The organism is Rhodonellum psychrophilum GCM71 = DSM 17998, assembly GCF_000381545.1.
Lineage (GTDB): Bacteria > Bacteroidota > Bacteroidia > Cytophagales > Cyclobacteriaceae > Rhodonellum > Rhodonellum psychrophilum.
Window position 1 is genome coordinate 1 of sequence record NZ_KB906699.1, and the last position, 16,774, is coordinate 16,774.

The following is a 16,774-nucleotide window of genomic DNA, read 5'->3' on the forward strand; positions in this document are numbered from 1 at the left end:
AATAGAAGCGAAAAACGGAGAGTTAAAAAACGCACATGGATTTGGAAGGGCAATATCTTACGGGATAAATAACATGGAAATGCAAGCTGCCATAGCTTTATTCACCGTAAATGTTAAAAGGATCTTGAAACTGGCCCGGGTATAATCAAAAACTGGTAGAAAATCGTTGAAAATCATCAAAATTAGTTCGGTATAGGCTTCAATAGAGAAATTTTAAAAGCTAGTGGCGAAAAAAAAGAAAGCGACTAAGTCACTCTTGTCAATGACTTAGTCGCTTTCAAAATTTTACCTTCAGTTTTAGCTACTTTTTCAGTGGCCTCCATTATAGAAGAGCTATTTTTTTATCCACTCAAAAGCATGAAGTAAGGATTACGCACTTGCAGTTTCGGCGTCTTTATGGATCTTTTTGACCAAACCTTGAAGCACTTTTCCAGGGCCACATTCGATGAAACTTGTGGCACCATCTTCCACCATTTGCTGGATGGTTTGCGTCCACTTTACTGGTGCGGTCAACTGGGCGATCAGATTTTTCTTGATTTCCTCGATATCCGTCACACCTGTAGTACTGACATTCTGATAGATGGGGCAGGAAGGCGTGTAAAAAGTTGTCTTTTCGATGGCTTCTTGCAGTTTTTTCCTAGCAGGTTCCATTAATGGGGAATGGAAAGCTCCGCCCACAGGTAAAGGTAAAGCTCTCTTTGCACCGGCTTCCTTCATTTTTTCACAAGCGATTTCTATCCCCTTGTTTGAGCCGGAAATCACCAGTTGTCCCGGGCAGTTGTAATTGGCGGGAACCACGATTTCCTCTTCGATCGCAGCACAGATTTCTTCGACTTTTTCATCAGCCAATCCCAGAATTGCTGCCATTCCCGAAGGGTTGGCTTCACAGGCTTCTTGCATCGCCAATGCACGCTGGTAAACCAAATTCAATCCATCTTCAAAAGAAAGTGTTCCGTTGGCCACCAAGGCTGAAAACTCTCCCAAAGAATGTCCTGCTACCATGTCCGGATTGAAATCCTGCAGGGTTTTGGCCAATACCACTGAGTGCAAAAAAATCGCAGGCTGGGTTACTTTTGTTTCCTTTAATTCTTCATCAGATCCCTCAAACATGATGTCCGTAATTCTAAAACCAAGAATCTCATTGGCCTTTTCAAAAATGTCTTTCGCGATCTCATTGGATTCATAAAGGGATTTGCCCATGCCGGTAAATTGAGCACCTTGACCCGGGAATATGTATGCTTTCATCCTTGTTCGTTTTGAGTTTAGTTTATTTTGGGACAAATATATTAAAAAAAAGCCCCTTCAGGGGTGATGATTAGTATGGCTTTGGGATAATTTATTTTCAGAAAAAATTCACTTCTCCAGTTTCGACATCGTAGACACCTCCCTCCAATGTGATTTTTCTGTTGGAAATCATCTCAGCGATAATGTCACTTCTTTCCAGAATTTCCTTCATCGCTACTCGGACATTTAGCTCCGCTACTTTGTTTACAAATTTCTCATTTTGACCGTTTCTGTCTTCCAGAATTGTTTTTTCCTTTTCTACGGCGGGTTTGATTTTATGCAGAAGGGTGGTGATGTTTCCATCCCTGACCTGATTGCATGCGCTGATGATGGCTCCGCATTTGGTGTGGCCCAAAACCAAAATAAGTTTGGAACCGGCGTATTTCACTGCGTATTCCATACTGCCCAAAATGTCTTCATTGACGATGTTACCAGCAACTCGAGCGCTGAATATATCTCCCAATCCCTGATCGAAAACCAACTCAGCCGATGTTCTGGAATCAATACAGCTCAGGATAATCGCAAATGGGAATTGCCCCTCTGCAGTTTCATTCACTTGTTGGAGCAGGTTCCTGTTTGCCCTTAAATTCCTGATGAATCGCTGGTTTCCCTCCTTCAAATATTGCAAAGCATCCTCTGGTGTAAGTTCTTCTTGGGATTTACGGGTATGGACTCTCATAGAAAATGATTTGATCGGTTAAATAAAAAACAAACAAATGGCGCAAGCGCCGGCTTTTATTATAATCGGGCTAGTGTTTCAAGACCAATTCGGAAAATCGATCTCGAAAATAGTGTTTTTGATTTGCGTTCATCCTTTGTTCAACATTTTTTCAGAAAGGAATTTTTCCTTTTCTTCAGGTGAAGGGAGTCTGCAGGTCTCTTTTTTACCAAACCATTTATAGCGGTTCACCGCAATCCAATCGTAAATAGGGTCCCGAATGAATTTTGGGATTACACTCAATCCATACAAGAAGGTCCAGAACCCGCCCAAATTCTTTGCTATCTGGAGCGCTGCGCTACTCTTGTAGTAAACTTGATCACCACTTATCAACACCAAAGAATCAAGGTATTCTGAATCAATCGAATAGTCCTTTAAAAGTGTTTTGGTCGCGACATCTTGCAATGCACCGAATTTGAATCGGTTTTTCTTGTCTCGTTGGATTACAAAATCCACCGAATTGTTACAAAGGTTGCAAACACCGTCAAACAAAATCACCTCATATTTATCTTGAATCCTCACCTGATAATCTGGACAGTGCCTTTAAATTTCTTTTCTTTTAAAGAGGGGGCAAATACATCGAATTTGACCGTTGCGGAATAGAAGTAAGTTCCGGCAGGAAGATCATTTCCGTTTTTGTCCCTTCCATCCCATCTGATGAAAATATCATTTTCATTTGATTCCAAACTATTGAAGTTAAATACCTCGACTCCCCAACGGTTTGCGATAATGATTTCCACAGCCTCCACGAATCTTGGACACTTGGCGAATGGATTGTCATAGGCCATGAACAGTTCATTGATCCCGTCCCCATTTGGTGTAAAAGCATTTGGAAGCTCATAATTGGGGCAGTTATCGACACAAACTGTGTTGCTCGGTTCACTTTCGTTCCCGGACCTGTCCACCGCAGTGATGTAATAGCATCCTTTATAATCAGGAAGGTTCCTGATCGTGGTCACCAAGTCAAATGCCGTGAATGTTCCTGCCAAAGAAAAAACACCTTGTTCCCCATCAGGACTGAAATAAAGCCTAAATCCGCTGAGTTCATCATCACATTCCCCGCTAAAGTCGGGCTCCCAACTTAGGTCATGAACAAATGTGTTGAAGCCACATCCCTTGTCTGATAAATATGCGGAACACTCAGGTCCTTCAAAAGTCAATACCGGCGGACAAGGCAACCTGTTATCATCAGGTCTGGCGCAGATGACTTGTGATTTGTTTTCCAGTGGATATTCAATTTGGGAGATATTATATGCGCCTTTCGTAATGACATAATAGCAGTATTCGATGTCTTTTTGAAGAGAAACACCATTGTGGCTACCATCATCAAAATAAGTAAATCCATTGATTGTAGGATCTACTTCTGCTATCAAGGTGAAATTGTCCTCGTCAAGGGATCCCGGATCGGTTCTGTTCCTGTAGACTTCATGTTTAAATTGAGAAAGGGAATTGTTCCAAGAGACATTGAATGACCAATTCAACTCAATTGCCTCGTTGATGATCACCGGATCCAACCTTACTGTCGAGGCGGAACTTGAGCTGTCAATCGTAGTGGTATTTTCCTTCAGGATTACTTTATAATTGTAAACCAGGTTTTCAGTGTTCAAGCCTGTATCTGTGAATAAAGTGTCTGAGGTCGTGATGACGGAAACACGATTTTGATTGCCCGTAAATCCAGTGTTTCTCAACAACTCATAGGTAAATGGGCCGGGAAACTGCTCCCGATCGATATCGTATGGGGGGGTCCATTTGATGAAAACCTCTCCATTTTCCGTGTCTGTAACTTCAACACTCACATTGGTAATCAAAGGAACATCCACGTCTATGGTGATGCACAATTCCTCGGAAACAATGCTTTCACCCAATCTTGGCGAAGGGTAGGCCGCCACCAATCGATAGCAATAGGTATTGCCAGGTGCCAGTCCCTCACCAAAATTGTTGTCCAACAGATTAAAGGTTCCCATGTTGGTGGTTCCGATCAGTTCATAGCCTGGCCTGATTCCCGTTTCACAAGAGTCTGGTTCATACGGGTCGCTGTTCAATCTTCTCCAGACCTGCATGGTCTCCGCTGATGTGCCACAGGAATAGGGATTCCATTTGATATCCACAGACCTTCCCTGAAGTTGTTCTATTTCCTCCAGCACAGGAGGCGGTCCAATGACTGTGATGTTCCAGGTTTTGATGTCCACCAAGGCTGGGCCGGACCTTGGTTGATCGGTGATTCTTACCCTTACTTGGTATTCTCTTGCCCTTACATGGCTGCAGACCGTTTGCCAATTGAAAGTGATGATTCCGGGACTTGGCTGAAAAACCGATAGGGGAGAATAACTTCCCGGAGAAGAGGTGATTTCTACAGGATCCCCGAATATCTCTATCTTGATTGGATCGCCGTCGGGATCTACGCCTTGAATAATTTCTTGAATATTGGTTCCAGCGACCACACAGAGGTCTGGGGGTAATATCAATTCCGGTCTTTTATTGTTGGAGTTTTCGATGATGATCTGCATGTCCCTGACCACATAGCCAATCAATCGAAATACGCCGTTGATTTTACGGTATTCCAGGATCTTAAAGGCAACATTGAATTGGCCAGCCAATCCAGGAGCATCCCAGATCAGGTCTCCAGTAACATTGTCCAAAGTCAAAAATGCAGGTGTCCCTCCATCCTCTCTGTTGAAACTAAATTCAGGAGTTCCTGGATTCCTATAGTTGTTGACAGGTCTTTCAAATTCTTGCTTTGGAACATCCATGACATAGGCAAGACTGTCTCCATCAGGATCGTATGCGCCAGGATTATGGATATACCTTACATTCACGGCACCATTGTCCACGGGGGGAATGGTGAGGACCGGGGAATTGTTAATGCCAAAAAAAGGATCAATGATGATCATCGTTTCCACATAAAAAGGAGTGTCTACAGAATTGTCCATGTTCAGTGTTCGATCATTCCTGTTGAACTCCTTGAATCGAATGACATATTGTCCGGGGCCTTGGTAGGTATGGGTGATCACAAATGTGTTTTTTTCAATTTGGTTTCCCAATGGTTCCACCGACACAATATCACTCTTCGTATTCAGGACCTCGCTTCTCCCGTCCCCAAAATCAATGTCTCCCGGTCCAAAAACAACATTTGAGCGAAGATCGGTGTAACCCACTACAGTGATCCTGTAGGTGAGCGTTTGGACAGAAACTCTTTCCGCGGTGATTTCTCCCGCACGAATGTGCGTGGCAAATACATCGTTAAAAGCGAGTATTAGAAAAGAGAAGGCAAGTAAAAGTGTTAATCTGATTTTCATGAATGCTTGGCTTTACATTTCAATTTATACGAAAATAACTAAACTAGGTGGAATTTATTTCCAAATATCAAACAATAAAAACAAACAGATGGTTATATGGTCACTAAAATGGGAATAATAACCCGAAAATTAAAGACTATTTAGAACGTTTTAAAATAAGTTCAATCGATTGTGCTTTGATTGTTTACTAAGCTTTCCAAATGTAAATTTGACCCTCATAAAAAACGGTCTTCAATCAAATCTTAATACAAATTATATGAGTTGGGTAACAAAAACCTTAAGCAGTTCCCTAGGTAAAAAACTAATAATGTCATTGACAGGTTTGTTCCTGATAATATTTCTTGTCGGGCACGTCACTGGAAATTTACAGTTGTTCATCAACGATGATGGCCAGGCATTTAATATCTATGCCAAGTTCATGACGACGAATCCGGCAGTGAAAATCCTTTCTTATGTGACTTACATTGCCATCATAGGGCATGTGGTTTACTCCATTATCACCACTTTGGCAAATAAGAAAGCCAGACCTATAGGTTATCAAACCAGTAGGGCAAGCACAAACAGCGCTTGGACATCCAGAAATATGGGTGTTTTGGGCACGATTGTCTTGATCTTCTTAGTTGTCCATTTGCAGGGGTTTTGGTACGAGATGCATTGGGGAAATTTACCAGTAGTACAATACGATGGGGAAGAGTACAAGGATCTTTACAGTATAGTGAAGTTTGCCTTTGCTGAGCCACTTTTGGTTTTGCTTTATGTAGTGGCGATGGTTTTCTTGGGTTTGCACCTTTCACATGGATTTGCAAGTGCCTTCCAAACTTTAGGGTTGAATCACAAAAAATACACCCCAGCAATCGTCTTTTTGGGGAGGGTTTTTAGTGTGGTCGTCCCTGCGCTCTTCGCAAGCATGCCTATTTATCTTTATATCTCATCATTGAATTAATAATTGAAAGATATGATACTTGATTCTAAAATACCAGAAGGTCCATTAGCAGAAAAATGGACCAAACATAAGTTTAACATGAAATTGGTCAATCCGGCCAACAAAAGAAAATATGAAGTGATCGTGGTGGGTACGGGCTTGGCCGGTGCCTCAGCAGCAGCTTCTTTGGCAGAGTTGGGATACAATGTGAAAGCTTTTTGCTTCCAAGACAGCCCACGAAGAGCGCATTCCATTGCTGCCCAAGGTGGTATTAATGCGGCAAAGAATTACCAAAACGACGGAGATTCAATCTACAGGTTATTTTATGACACCATCAAGGGTGGAGATTACAGGGCAAGAGAAGCCAATGTTTATAGATTGGCAGAAGTATCTGTAAGTATTATTGATCAATGTGTGGCACAGGGAGTTCCATTTGCAAGGGAATATGGAGGGCTATTGTCCAACCGTTCTTTTGGTGGCGCACAAGTTTCCAGGACATTTTATGCAAGGGGTCAAACCGGACAGCAATTGTTGTTGGGTGCTTATTCTGCTTTAAGTAGACAGGTAGCCAATGGAAAGGTTAAGCTCTATCCAAGAACCGAAATGATGGATGTTGTTTTGGTGGATGGCAAAGCAAGAGGAATCGTCACGAGAAATTTGATTACCGGAGCAGTTGAATCCCATAGTGCACATGCAGTTTTGCTTTGTACAGGTGGATACGGAAACGTATTTTTCCTTTCTACCAATGCAATGGGTTCCAATGTGACAGCTGCGTGGAGAGCACACAAAAAAGGCGCATTTTTCTCCAATCCTTCTTACACCCAAATTCACCCCACCTGTATTCCGGTCTCTGGAGATCATCAGTCAAAATTGACACTGATGTCAGAATCCTTGAGAAATGACGGAAGGGTTTGGGTTCCTAAAACCGTAGAAACAGCAGAAAAGCTTAGAAAAGGAACAATCACTGCCAATGACATCAAGGAAGAGGACAGGGATTATTTCTTGGAAAGAAAATATCCTTCATTCGGTAACCTTGTTCCAAGGGACGTGGCCTCCAGAAATGCCAAACTCATTTGTGATGAGGGAAAAGGAGTAAACGAAACCGGAGAGGCTGTTTTCTTGGATTTCAGGGATGCCATCAACAGAGATGGAGAGGCAGCCATTCGGGCGAAATATGGGAACCTTTTTGACATGTACCAGCAAATCACCGGTTACAATCCTTACAAATTCCCAATGATGATATACCCTGCTGTCCATTATACAATGGGCGGGCTTTGGGTAGATTTCAATTTGATGACTTCTGTTCCTGGGTTGTATGCACTTGGTGAGGCCAATTTCTCAGACCATGGAGCGAACAGGCTTGGTGCATCTGCACTGATGCAAGGCTTGGCAGATGGGTATTTTGTTGTCCCTTACACTATAGGTGATTACTTGGCTCAAATCCCGCAGACCAAAATCCCAACCGACAGTGTCGAATTTCAAAAAGCAGAAAAAGACGTAAAGGATAGAATCCAGAAATTGATCAATATCAAAGGCGAAAAGACTGTAGATTTTTACCATAAGAAATTGGGTAAAATCATGTGGGATTATTGCGGAATGGCCAGAAACGAAGAAGGTTTAAGGAAAGCCAAAGCGATGATCAAAACGCTAAAATCAGAATTTTGGTCAAATGTCAAAGTTTTGGGTACAAATGAAGAGCTCAATCAATCCTTGGAAAAAGCCAATAGAGTTGCGGATTTCATAGAATTGGGAGAATTAATGGTCGATGATGCCCTACACAGAAATGAATCTTGTGGTGGACATTTCAGAGAAGAATACCAAACTCCAGAAGGAGAGGCGATGAGAGATGATGAAAACTTTGCTTACGTGGCAGCCTGGGAATTCTTGGGAGAAGGCCAGGAAGAAAAGTTGAACACGGAGCCATTGGTATTCGAAAACGTGAAATTGACCCAAAGAAGTTACAAGTAATCCGAAAAGCATTTAAAGCATTTGAGCTATGAATTTAACTTTGAAAATCTGGAGACAGAAAAACAATTCCGATAAAGGCGCATTTAAAGAATATAAAGTTGAGCATATTTCCAAAGACATGTCCTTCTTGGAAATGCTGGATGTGCTCAATGAACAGCTTGCCAATAAGGGTGAAGATCCAGTCCATTTTGACCATGACTGCCGTGAGGGTATTTGTGGAATGTGCTCATTGTACATCAATGGCAAGCCCCACGGTCCGGAGCAAACAACCACATGTCAGTTACACATGAGATCGTTCCAAGATGGAGAAGTGGTGACCATCGAGCCTTGGAGAGCGACCGCTTTCCCTGTTCTGAAGGATTTGGTCGTCAACCGTTCCGCTTTTGATAGAATAATCCAGGCGGGAGGTTACGTTTCCGTGAATACCGGAGGAGTTCCGGATGCCAATGAAATCCCTATCCCTAAAAAGATTGCCGATGAAGCTTTTGACTCGGCGACCTGTATCGGATGTGGTGCTTGCGTAGCAGCATGTAAAAATGCATCCGCAATGCTTTTTGTCTCTGCCAAAGTTTCCCAGCTGGCTTTACTGCCTCAGGGACAAGTGGAGAGGAAAGAAAGAGTGGAGAGAATGGTTTCCCAAATGGATGCGGAAGGTTTTGGTGCTTGTAGCAATACCGGTGCCTGCGAAGCGGAATGTCCTAAAGGTATCAGCGTGACCAATATTGCTCGGATGAATAGGGAATATTTCAGCGCGGTGGTTACAAGTGATAATATTTAAGCAAAAAATAGTCTTCTTTTTTTCAAAAAAGCCGAGTTTCTCGGCTTTTTTCATTTTGCGCTTTTATTAAACATTGTTTATAAAAAATAGTATTTTTTTGCTGAAAATCTAAATAAAACGCTTATTTTTTTCAAATCGGCTATAATTGCTTACCTTTGAAAAATTATATTTATTTAGATTTTATCATAAAAAGAAAGGGGAAACATGCATTACATAGACCTTGGCATTTTTGTCGGGTACATGTTGATAATGCTTGGAGTAGGATACTACTTCATGAAGAAGAATAAAACACAAGACGATTACTATGTTGGAGGGAGAGATATTGGAAGCTGGCACATAGGCCTGTCCGTTGTCGCTACGGATGTTGGTGGAGGTTTTTCTGTGGGACTGGGTGGATTGGGTTTCATCATGGGTCTTTCGGGAAGCTGGATGCTATTCACCGGATTGTTGGGTGCCTGGTTGGCGGCCGTTTTTTTGATTCCAAGGGTAAAAAGTGATCCCGCCTTTGCTAATTTTTATACTTTCCCTCAAATATTCCAACACCTTTACAGCAAGAAAGTTGGCATTGTTGCGGCCTGCATTTGTCTCATTGGCTATCTTGGATTCACATCTTCTCAGTTATTGGCAGGAGCCAAATTGGCCTCTGGCACATTCCCAGTGTTGGAGATGCATCAGGCATTGATGATTATGGGGGCCATTGCGGTCATCTATACAGTGATGGGAGGATTGAAAGCCGTAATCTATACAGACACCATCCAATGGATCATTTTGATGAGTGGGTTTATTTTCATTGGGCTTCCCGTCGCTTATTATTATGTGGGAGGATGGTCTGTAATTAGGACTACACTTCCGGATGAATTCTTCAGCCTCACGAATTTGAGTTGGCAGGATTTTGCAAATTGGGGAATCACGATTTTACCGATTTGGTTTATTGGGATGACGCTGTACCAAAGGATTTTTGCCAGCAGAGATGTCAAATCTGCCAAAAAAGCCTGGTTCATTGCAGGCTTGTTCGAGTGGCCGATCATGGCATTTATGGGCGTGTCTCTGGGTTTGTTGTCGAGGGTAGCTTTCGAACAAGGCATGCTTCTGGTCGATATCAATGCTTTTGACCCAGAAATGGGTTTACCGATCCTTTTGAGAACGATTCTTCCTCCGGGAATTTTGGGCTTGATGATGGCTGCATATTTCTCCGCAGTTTTGTCCACGGCGGATTCTTGCTTGATGGCTGCTTCTGGCAACCTTACCACTGATCTATTTGGCGGGTTTTTGAAAAATAAAAAAGAAAACGTACAAATGTTTATCAGTCAAGGCTTCACGCTTATTTTGGGAGTCTTGGCGTTGGTCATCGCCCTGCAAATGACGAATGTCCTTGAGCTGATGTTGTATTCCTATGCCTTTATGGTGTCCGGATTGTTGGTTCCCGTGCTGTTTGGCCTATTTTCCAACATGAGGGATTCGCATGCTGCGATGGGGGCAATGATTGTAGGGGGAGGAGTTACTGCCGGACTTAGTTTTATGGGAATGGAGCTTCCATTTGGGCTGGACCCAAATTTTTTCGGGATATTTTCCTCTTTAGCAACATATTTGCTCGTTTATACGAGTAGAAAAAATAAAATTTCAAAATAAATTGATAATTATATGTTTAAAATAGAAACTCTTTCCGCTATTGATCAAGCTACTTTCCTCCAAAAAAAGGAAATCGCTGACTTTTTATTTGTTCATTTAGAACAATATGGCGACCCTCACGAGGATATCATGAAATGTCTGGATTATGCCCTGGATCAAGCAGTCGATAAAGGGGGATTTGTGGTGTTTGCTAGGGAGGAGGATCATGTTGTGGGGGCGGTTATCGTCAACAGGACTGGAATGTCAGGATATATTCCTGAAAATATATTGGTTTATATTGCCGTGGATGGCAGCCAACGCGGTAAAGGCGTCGGTAAAAAACTGATGCAAACGGCCATAGATTTGGCAAACGGAGACATCGCGTTGCATGTCGAGCCGGATAATCCTGCCAGGAAACTGTATGAAAATCTTGGTTTTACAAATAAATACCTTGAAATGAGGCTAAAGAAATAAACAACCATGGCTTTTCTAAATTTACATAGAACCAAATTAAGAGAGAATTACGAGTTTCTTAAAGCACGTTTTGAATCGCATAACGTGTCTTGGGGAGTGGTTTCAAAATTGCTTTGCGGAAATAGAACTTATCTTAAGGAGTTGATTGATTTGGGGGTGACCGAGATCCATGATTCCAGGATCAGTAACCTTGCAAAGGTCAAAGAAATTAGCAGAGAAATTCAGACTGTTTATGTGAAGCCTGTCTCCAAACGCAATGTGGCCAAAATGGTCAAGTACGCCGATGTAAGTCTTAACAGTGAGATAAACACCATCAGGTGGATAAGCGATGAGGCTGTGATTCAAAAAAAGAGGCATAAAATCATCATTATGGTTGAAACCGGTGATCTTAGAGAAGGAGTGATGGGTGATCATTTGGTAGATTTCTATGCTGAGATTTTTGAGCTTCCCAATATCGAAATCATAGGATTGGGCACGAATCTCAATTGTCTGAATGGGGTAATGCCCTCCACCGATAAGCTTATTCAGTTGTCTCTGTATAAGCAAATCATTGAATTGAAATTCAACATCAAGATTCCATGGGTGTCCGCCGGGACTTCCGTTACCATTCCTTTGATGCTTCATCAGCAACTCCCAAAGGGGATCAATCATTTTAGGGTGGGGGAAACCCTCTATTTTGGAGTGGACTTGGTCGAGGAAAAAGTGATTCAGGGAATGCATGGAGATGTCTTCGAGTTGTATGCAGAGATCATCGAAATGCAGGAAAAACCTTTACTTCCGTCTGGAACCTTGGCCGCCAATCCCCAAGGGGAAATAGCGGAAATAGATGACTCTCTTTATGGAATGTCCTCTTTCAGGGCAATACTTGACATCGGTTTGCTGGATGTAGATCCAAAGTACCTCATTCCTGAAGATGGAGAATTTGAAATATTGGGTGCTAGTTCTGATATGTTGATATTGAATTTGAAACTAAATCCTAAAAACTATAAGGTGGGGGATTTGATAAAATTTAACCTGAAATATATGGGTGCATTGGGAATAATGAATTCAAGTTATGTGGACAAAAAGATAAGCGACTGAATAACAGTTCCTAATTTTTATAATTGCCCGGATTTTCAATCCGGGCTTTTTTTTGGCATAATCTTGGACTATTCGTGTTTATAACCAAAATGATAAAAGGTAATGAAAAAATCGATTTTAGTATTCGCAGTATTGGCATTTTTCTCCTTAGAAATACAAGCTCAGAATGTGACAAGAAGTGATGCAGCTGGTGGATTTGGAGTAAGGGGAGGAGCAAGCTTCTTCAACTTTGGTGGCTCGGATGCCTCTAACAATGATTATACAAACCGTACAGGATTTCATGCAGGTGTATATTCCAATTTATTTTTGGGAGAGAGAATCGCTTTGGAGCCAGGGGTATATTATGCTGTGAAAGGCACTCAAAATGATGATTTGACCAATTCAAGGGCCGTTTTGAATTATGTGGACGTGCCTCTTTTGCTTAGGTTCTACATCGCAAAAGGAATCAACGTTTTTGGAGGTCCTCAAGCATCATTCTTGACTTCTTCCAAATTTGAGGGAGATCTTTTCGGAACAACCTATTCTTACGATACCGAAAGCATTACCAAAACTGATTTGGGCTTTGTCGTTGGTTTGGGTTATAATTTGCCAAAGGGGATCAATCTCCAGGGAAGTTATGACTATGGAACCTCTCCAGTCTTTAAAAATAGTGATGCCGAAATATTCAACCGTGGATTTAAAGTTTCTCTAGGTTACTCCTTTTAATTGACCTTTCAAAAAGCCTACCCAATTGGGTAGGCTTTTTTTTTGAAAATGCCCGTCCAGAAATAGCGTTAATTTTTCAGATTCTTTTTGTTTATTTGCCCTTGATTCAAAAGTGAAGATTAAAAAAAAATGCCTGAAATGAAAAAATTAATATTTGTCTTGTTGTTTGGAATGGCCTTATTGTTTAACCAAGAGGCGAATGCCCAATTTGGAGCCAGGGTGGGGGCTAATTTTGCCAACTTCGACGGCTTTGATTTTGACTCGAGAACGGGCCTTCATGCAGGTATTTATTATGGTTTGCCATTGATGGACAAATTGGTCATCGAGCCGGCAATTTTTTATTCCCAAAAAGGGTATAAATCTGCCGATAATTCAGCAAGCGGACGAATCACCGAAAACCTGGATTATATCGATATTCCTGTTCTGGTGAGGTACCAGATATTAGAGGGTTTAAATCTCTTTGCCGGGCCACAAGGTTCCTTTCTGTTTTCCAGAAAATACGAACAGGGAGGAATGGTTTCCAAAACCAAAGAGGTTGTCAGAGGGTATGATATTGCGGGCGTGATCGGTGCCGGAGCCAATCTTCCTTTGGGATTCAATGTACAAGCCAGCTATGATTTTGGATTGGTAGACCTGAATTATTTTAATTTCAATGTCAAAAACAGGGTTTTCAAATTGGCTTTGGGAAAGAATTTTTAATGACTTGAAATTGGGCTTAAAACCTTAAAGTCCCTTTACCCGATCAGGATTTTCTTGTAAAAATGATTTCCATCCCGCGGATTTACCACTAGTTTGAATCCTTCCATCATGAAAATGATGACAGACAGCGACGGCCAATGCATCCGTTGCATCCAAAAGTTTTGGAATTTCCTTGATGTTTAGCAGTGTTTTAAGCATTTCGGCAACCTGCTCTTTTGATGCATTGCCATTCCCTGTGACAGACTGTTTGATTTTCTTGGGGGAATATTCGGTAATGGGGATATCTCTCGACAATGCTGCAGCCATGGCTACACCTTGAGCACGGCCCAGCTTCAACATGGATTGAATATTCTCTCCATAAAAAGGAGCTTCCAGGGCCACTGAATCAGGGTGGTATTCATCAATGATACCAATTATTCTTTCGAAAATCTTCTTGAGCTTAAGTTCATGGGTAGCGTATTTTTTGAGATGAATCACTCCGTATTGTATCAAGCTGTACTTTTTGCCTTCAATCAATATCAATCCATATCCCATCACGTTGGTGCCAGGGTCAATTCCCAGAATTATTTTTTCCTTTGACACTTTTTTCTCTTCTTTACTCATCACCGCAATTTAAGCCAAAACATGCTGATATTTTATGTTTTTATAGGGATACTTTATCTCGTTTTGATGTCGGTGCTATGGATGAATTGGCAAACACCTCAAAGAATTTCCCCCATTTCATCGACGCCAAAAGTCACAGTTTTGGTTCCCTTCAGAAATGAACAACAAAATATTTCCGCATCATTCCATAACCTCAAAGCTTTACAGTACCCGGATTTTGAAATCATCTGGATAGATGATTTCAGCGAGGACCGTTCTTTGTTTATGTTGGAGGAATTGATCGCTACGCAATCATCCCCTTTGCTTTCAATTCGAATCATCCAAAGTGAAGGAATCGGAAAAAAAGCAGCCTTAACGGCTGGCCTGGAATTGTCCAATGGAGAAATCATCATGACCACGGACGCAGATTGCCTTGTGCCTAAAGATTGGATTAGCCAAATGACAGCACCTTTCGCCAACCCAGAAATCAAATTGGTAGCTGGACCAGTGATGACAGACAGGGGATTGTCTTTTTTTCAGAAATTCCAACAAATAGAATGGGCGAGCATTTTGGCTGTCACCCAGATGACTTTTCATCTCAAAAAACCATTGATGTGCAGCGGTGCAAACCTTGCCTATCGCAAAAGTGCTTTCTTGGCGGTGCGTGGATATGAAGGAAATCTTGAGCATCTTTCCGGGGACGACGAGTTTTTGTTGAAAAAAATCATTTCAAATTTCGGGAAGAATGCCGCGGTCTATCTCCATAGTAAAGATAATTTGGTCTATACACAAGAAGCAAGAAGCTGGACTGAATTGTTCCAACAACGCATCCGATGGGCTTCCAAGTGGAATGTCAGTCCTTCGAAAGGGCATATTTTTGCGGCCATAGCCCCCTTTCTTTTCCAGTTGTTTTTTTTGGCAAGTGTCGGATTGCTGTTTATGGGGTTAAAGGGGTTGGCCGTTTTTCTTTTCCTTTGGCTTGTCAAGCTCGTTTCGGAGCGGGTTGTTCTAGGGCTTGTTTTAAGTTCGTATCAAATTCAACAGAAGGCGATTGATTCCATTCTTACAAGTTTGGTTCATCCTTTTTATGTTTTGACTACAGGATTGGGCGTTTTAAGAGGGAAATTTGTCTGGAAAGGCAGGGAAAGTTTACCAAAACATTAACTTAGTATTTTAATAGAGAAGAATGAGCGACGAGGAATTTGACTTATTGGATGAATTGTATTTTGTCCAGCACTATGCATATTTAAAAGGCGTTTTAGGTTGGGAGGATGATAAGCTTTTGGCTAACTTGCATGCACTTTATGCAAAAGATTTCATCAAATGTCTGAGACAACCCGATCAGGAAATCTTCGAAAAGGTTGACTTGAGACAAGAAGGGGCCCAATTATTTTATTTGGCCACAAAGAAAGGGCTCATGGAGCATAACGCACTTTAACGACAATCAATTGACCACCGAAATTGTAAAATACCAAAGGAAGGAATTAGAGCTCAAGGCATTGTTGGAGATTACTCAGGCAATCAACGAAAATAAGCCGGCTTCTATATTGCTCAATATATTCAAATTCACCTGTTTGGTGCATTTGAATATCCGCTCTTTGGTGCTTTATGTTGCCAATAATGATGTTTTTGATCAAAAGATCAGTCATGGCATCAAAGGCAAAACACCCAGCAGTATTCCTGAAAACCAAGTTAATGACAACAGGGACACGGATGAACTTCAGATACAAGTGGACGATGGGTTTTCCTTTGAAGAATTGGAGATTTACATCCCGGTATATCACAAGGATAAAATGCTTGCAATCCTATTTCTTCAGAAAAAGGAAGAACATAGCGAGCTTGACTTGAACTTTACGCAGGCTTTAACCAATATTTTGGTCGTGGCTTTGGAAAACAAGCGTTTCGCCAGCAGGCAATTGGAGCAAGAACGGCTCAAAAAAGAAATTGAGATTGCTTCAAATGTGCAAAGGATGCTTTTTCCATCTAATTTGCCACAAACCGAAAAATTAAAAGCGAAGGTAACTTACTACCCGCACAGTACTGTTGGAGGAGATTATTACGATCTTATCCAAAAGTCTGACGACGAGGTGTTTTTCTGTATTGCGGATGTATCAGGAAAGGGAATGCCGGCAGCTTTGTTGATGTCAAATTTTCAAGCTGCCCTAAGAACCTTGCTCAGAAGTTCCTCCGATCTCAAAATGATCACGGAGCAATTGAATTACACCATTTTTGAGAATACAAATGGAGAGCGCTTTATTACTTTTTTCCTGGGTCATTACAATTTCAAAAAGAGGGAGTTGATATTTGTGAATGCGGGCCATAATCCACCAGTATTGTGTTGGGAAGGAGAAAGAAGAAGCGAATTGTTGGAAGCAGGCACCACCATTCTAGGCGCTTTCGAAGAACTGCCTTTCTTGGAAGTGGGAAAAAGATCCCACTTAAAGGGATTTAATCTTCATTTGTATACAGATGGTTTGACAGAGAGTTTTAACAGCAGTGAAGAGGAATATGGAGATGAAAGGTTTGTTAAATTTGTTCAGGCAAATCTTTGCACAGACCCAAATGTCTTTCACGAAACCTTTTTCAAGGAGTTGGATGGATTTGCCGAGGGTACCGTGCGGGGAGACGACATTACTTTGTTAAGCATGAGATTCAAATAA

Annotated in this window: 16 protein-coding genes; 11 read left to right on the forward strand and 5 right to left on the reverse strand. The window is 41.6% G+C overall.

Going from position 1 to position 16,774, the window contains the following annotated elements; translation table 11 throughout:
* Nucleotides 1–369 precede the first annotated feature (369 nt).
* From fabD to F824_RS0123765, 4 genes are all read right to left on the reverse strand, one after another.
* Nucleotides 370–1,245 (reverse strand): ACP S-malonyltransferase, encoded by an 876-nt coding sequence (gene fabD / locus F824_RS0123750; protein WP_019600442.1) that lies wholly within the window; start codon nt 1,243–1,245, stop codon nt 370–372.
* A gap of 97 nt (nt 1,246–1,342) precedes the next feature.
* Nucleotides 1,343–1,963, reverse strand: a complete 621-nt coding sequence (locus F824_RS0123755) for a carbonic anhydrase family protein (protein ID WP_019600443.1) — start codon at nt 1,961–1,963, stop codon at nt 1,343–1,345.
* Nucleotides 1,964–2,092: 129 nt separating this feature from the next.
* Entirely contained in the window at nt 2,093–2,524 is a 432-nt protein-coding gene (locus tag F824_RS0123760) for a thiol-disulfide oxidoreductase DCC family protein (RefSeq protein WP_019600444.1), read from the reverse strand.
* The gene (locus F824_RS0123765; protein ID WP_019600445.1) at nt 2,521–5,298 is read right to left on the reverse strand and encodes a T9SS type B sorting domain-containing protein; all 2,778 of its coding nucleotides are present in this window, start codon (nt 5,296–5,298) and stop codon (nt 2,521–2,523) included. The genes F824_RS0123760 and F824_RS0123765 overlap by 4 nt, the downstream gene beginning before the upstream one ends.
* A gap of 256 nt (nt 5,299–5,554) precedes the next feature.
* Here F824_RS0123765 and F824_RS0123775 point away from each other — a divergent pair, with 256 nt between their 5' ends.
* From F824_RS0123775 to F824_RS0123810, 8 genes are all read left to right on the forward strand, one after another.
* Nucleotides 5,555–6,241 carry a succinate dehydrogenase cytochrome b subunit gene (locus F824_RS0123775; RefSeq protein ID WP_026333895.1) on the forward strand — a complete coding sequence of 229 codons (687 nt, stop codon included), beginning with the start codon at nt 5,555–5,557 and terminating at the stop codon, nt 6,239–6,241.
* A 12-nt stretch (nt 6,242–6,253) separates the two neighbouring features.
* Nucleotides 6,254–8,188 carry a fumarate reductase/succinate dehydrogenase flavoprotein subunit gene (locus tag F824_RS0123780; protein WP_019600448.1) on the forward strand — a complete coding sequence of 645 codons (1,935 nt, stop codon included), beginning with the start codon at nt 6,254–6,256 and terminating at the stop codon, nt 8,186–8,188.
* Nucleotides 8,189–8,216: 28 nt separating this feature from the next.
* Nucleotides 8,217–8,966 carry a succinate dehydrogenase/fumarate reductase iron-sulfur subunit gene (locus tag F824_RS0123785; protein WP_019600449.1) on the forward strand — a complete coding sequence of 250 codons (750 nt, stop codon included), beginning with the start codon at nt 8,217–8,219 and terminating at the stop codon, nt 8,964–8,966.
* Between the two features lie 204 nt (nt 8,967–9,170).
* Entirely contained in the window at nt 9,171–10,595 is a 1,425-nt protein-coding gene (locus tag F824_RS0123790; protein WP_019600450.1) for a sodium:solute symporter family protein, read from the forward strand.
* A gap of 12 nt (nt 10,596–10,607) precedes the next feature.
* A complete protein-coding gene (locus tag F824_RS0123795) occupies nt 10,608–11,048 on the forward strand; it encodes a GNAT family N-acetyltransferase (protein ID WP_019600451.1) in 441 nt (146 codons plus the stop codon).
* Between the two features lie 6 nt (nt 11,049–11,054).
* Nucleotides 11,055–12,128, forward strand: a complete 1,074-nt coding sequence (locus F824_RS0123800; RefSeq protein ID WP_026333896.1) for an alanine racemase — start codon at nt 11,055–11,057, stop codon at nt 12,126–12,128.
* A 102-nt stretch (nt 12,129–12,230) separates the two neighbouring features.
* Entirely contained in the window at nt 12,231–12,833 is a 603-nt protein-coding gene (locus F824_RS0123805) for a porin family protein (protein ID WP_019600453.1), read from the forward strand.
* 138 nt (nt 12,834–12,971) lie between these two features.
* The gene (locus F824_RS0123810; protein WP_031327199.1) at nt 12,972–13,532 is read left to right on the forward strand and encodes a porin family protein; all 561 of its coding nucleotides are present in this window, start codon (nt 12,972–12,974) and stop codon (nt 13,530–13,532) included.
* Nucleotides 13,533–13,556: 24 nt separating this feature from the next.
* On the opposite strand, the gene ruvC is transcribed toward F824_RS0123810, so the two are convergent.
* Nucleotides 13,557–14,135, reverse strand: a complete 579-nt coding sequence (ruvC, locus tag F824_RS0123815; protein WP_019600455.1) for a crossover junction endodeoxyribonuclease RuvC — start codon at nt 14,133–14,135, stop codon at nt 13,557–13,559.
* A gap of 21 nt (nt 14,136–14,156) precedes the next feature.
* Between ruvC and F824_RS0123820 the strand changes: the two genes are divergently transcribed.
* From F824_RS0123820 to F824_RS0123830, 3 genes are read left to right on the forward strand one after another with little or no spacing between them, the layout of a single operon-like run.
* A complete protein-coding gene (locus tag F824_RS0123820; protein WP_026333897.1) occupies nt 14,157–15,278 on the forward strand; it encodes a glycosyltransferase in 1,122 nt (373 codons plus the stop codon).
* Nucleotides 15,279–15,300: 22 nt separating this feature from the next.
* Nucleotides 15,301–15,552 (forward strand): hypothetical protein, encoded by a 252-nt coding sequence (locus tag F824_RS0123825; RefSeq protein WP_019600457.1) that lies wholly within the window; start codon nt 15,301–15,303, stop codon nt 15,550–15,552.
* A gap of 10 nt (nt 15,553–15,562) precedes the next feature.
* Nucleotides 15,563–16,774, forward strand: a complete 1,212-nt coding sequence (locus F824_RS0123830; RefSeq protein WP_019600458.1) for a PP2C family protein-serine/threonine phosphatase — start codon at nt 15,563–15,565, stop codon at nt 16,772–16,774.

Coding starts and splice junctions, on each gene's coding strand:
- fabD (WP_019600442.1), bottom strand. CDS start 1,245: ATGAAAGCATACATATTCCCGGGTCAAGGTGCTCAATTTACCGGCATG.
- F824_RS0123755 (WP_019600443.1), bottom strand. CDS start 1,963: ATGAGAGTCCATACCCGTAAATCCCAAGAAGAACTTACACCAGAGGAT.
- F824_RS0123765 (WP_019600445.1), bottom strand. CDS start 5,298: ATGAAAATCAGATTAACACTTTTACTTGCCTTCTCTTTTCTAATACTC.
- F824_RS0123775 (WP_026333895.1), top strand. CDS start 5,555: ATGAGTTGGGTAACAAAAACCTTAAGCAGTTCCCTAGGTAAAAAACTA.
- F824_RS0123780 (WP_019600448.1), top strand. CDS start 6,254: ATGATACTTGATTCTAAAATACCAGAAGGTCCATTAGCAGAAAAATGG.
- F824_RS0123785 (WP_019600449.1), top strand. CDS start 8,217: ATGAATTTAACTTTGAAAATCTGGAGACAGAAAAACAATTCCGATAAA.
- F824_RS0123790 (WP_019600450.1), top strand. CDS start 9,171: ATGCATTACATAGACCTTGGCATTTTTGTCGGGTACATGTTGATAATG.
- F824_RS0123795 (WP_019600451.1), top strand. CDS start 10,608: ATGTTTAAAATAGAAACTCTTTCCGCTATTGATCAAGCTACTTTCCTC.
- F824_RS0123800 (WP_026333896.1), top strand. CDS start 11,055: ATGGCTTTTCTAAATTTACATAGAACCAAATTAAGAGAGAATTACGAG.
- F824_RS0123805 (WP_019600453.1), top strand. CDS start 12,231: ATGAAAAAATCGATTTTAGTATTCGCAGTATTGGCATTTTTCTCCTTA.
- F824_RS0123810 (WP_031327199.1), top strand. CDS start 12,972: ATGAAAAAATTAATATTTGTCTTGTTGTTTGGAATGGCCTTATTGTTT.
- ruvC (WP_019600455.1), bottom strand. CDS start 14,135: ATGAGTAAAGAAGAGAAAAAAGTGTCAAAGGAAAAAATAATTCTGGGA.
- F824_RS0123820 (WP_026333897.1), top strand. CDS start 14,157: ATGCTGATATTTTATGTTTTTATAGGGATACTTTATCTCGTTTTGATG.
- F824_RS0123825 (WP_019600457.1), top strand. CDS start 15,301: ATGAGCGACGAGGAATTTGACTTATTGGATGAATTGTATTTTGTCCAG.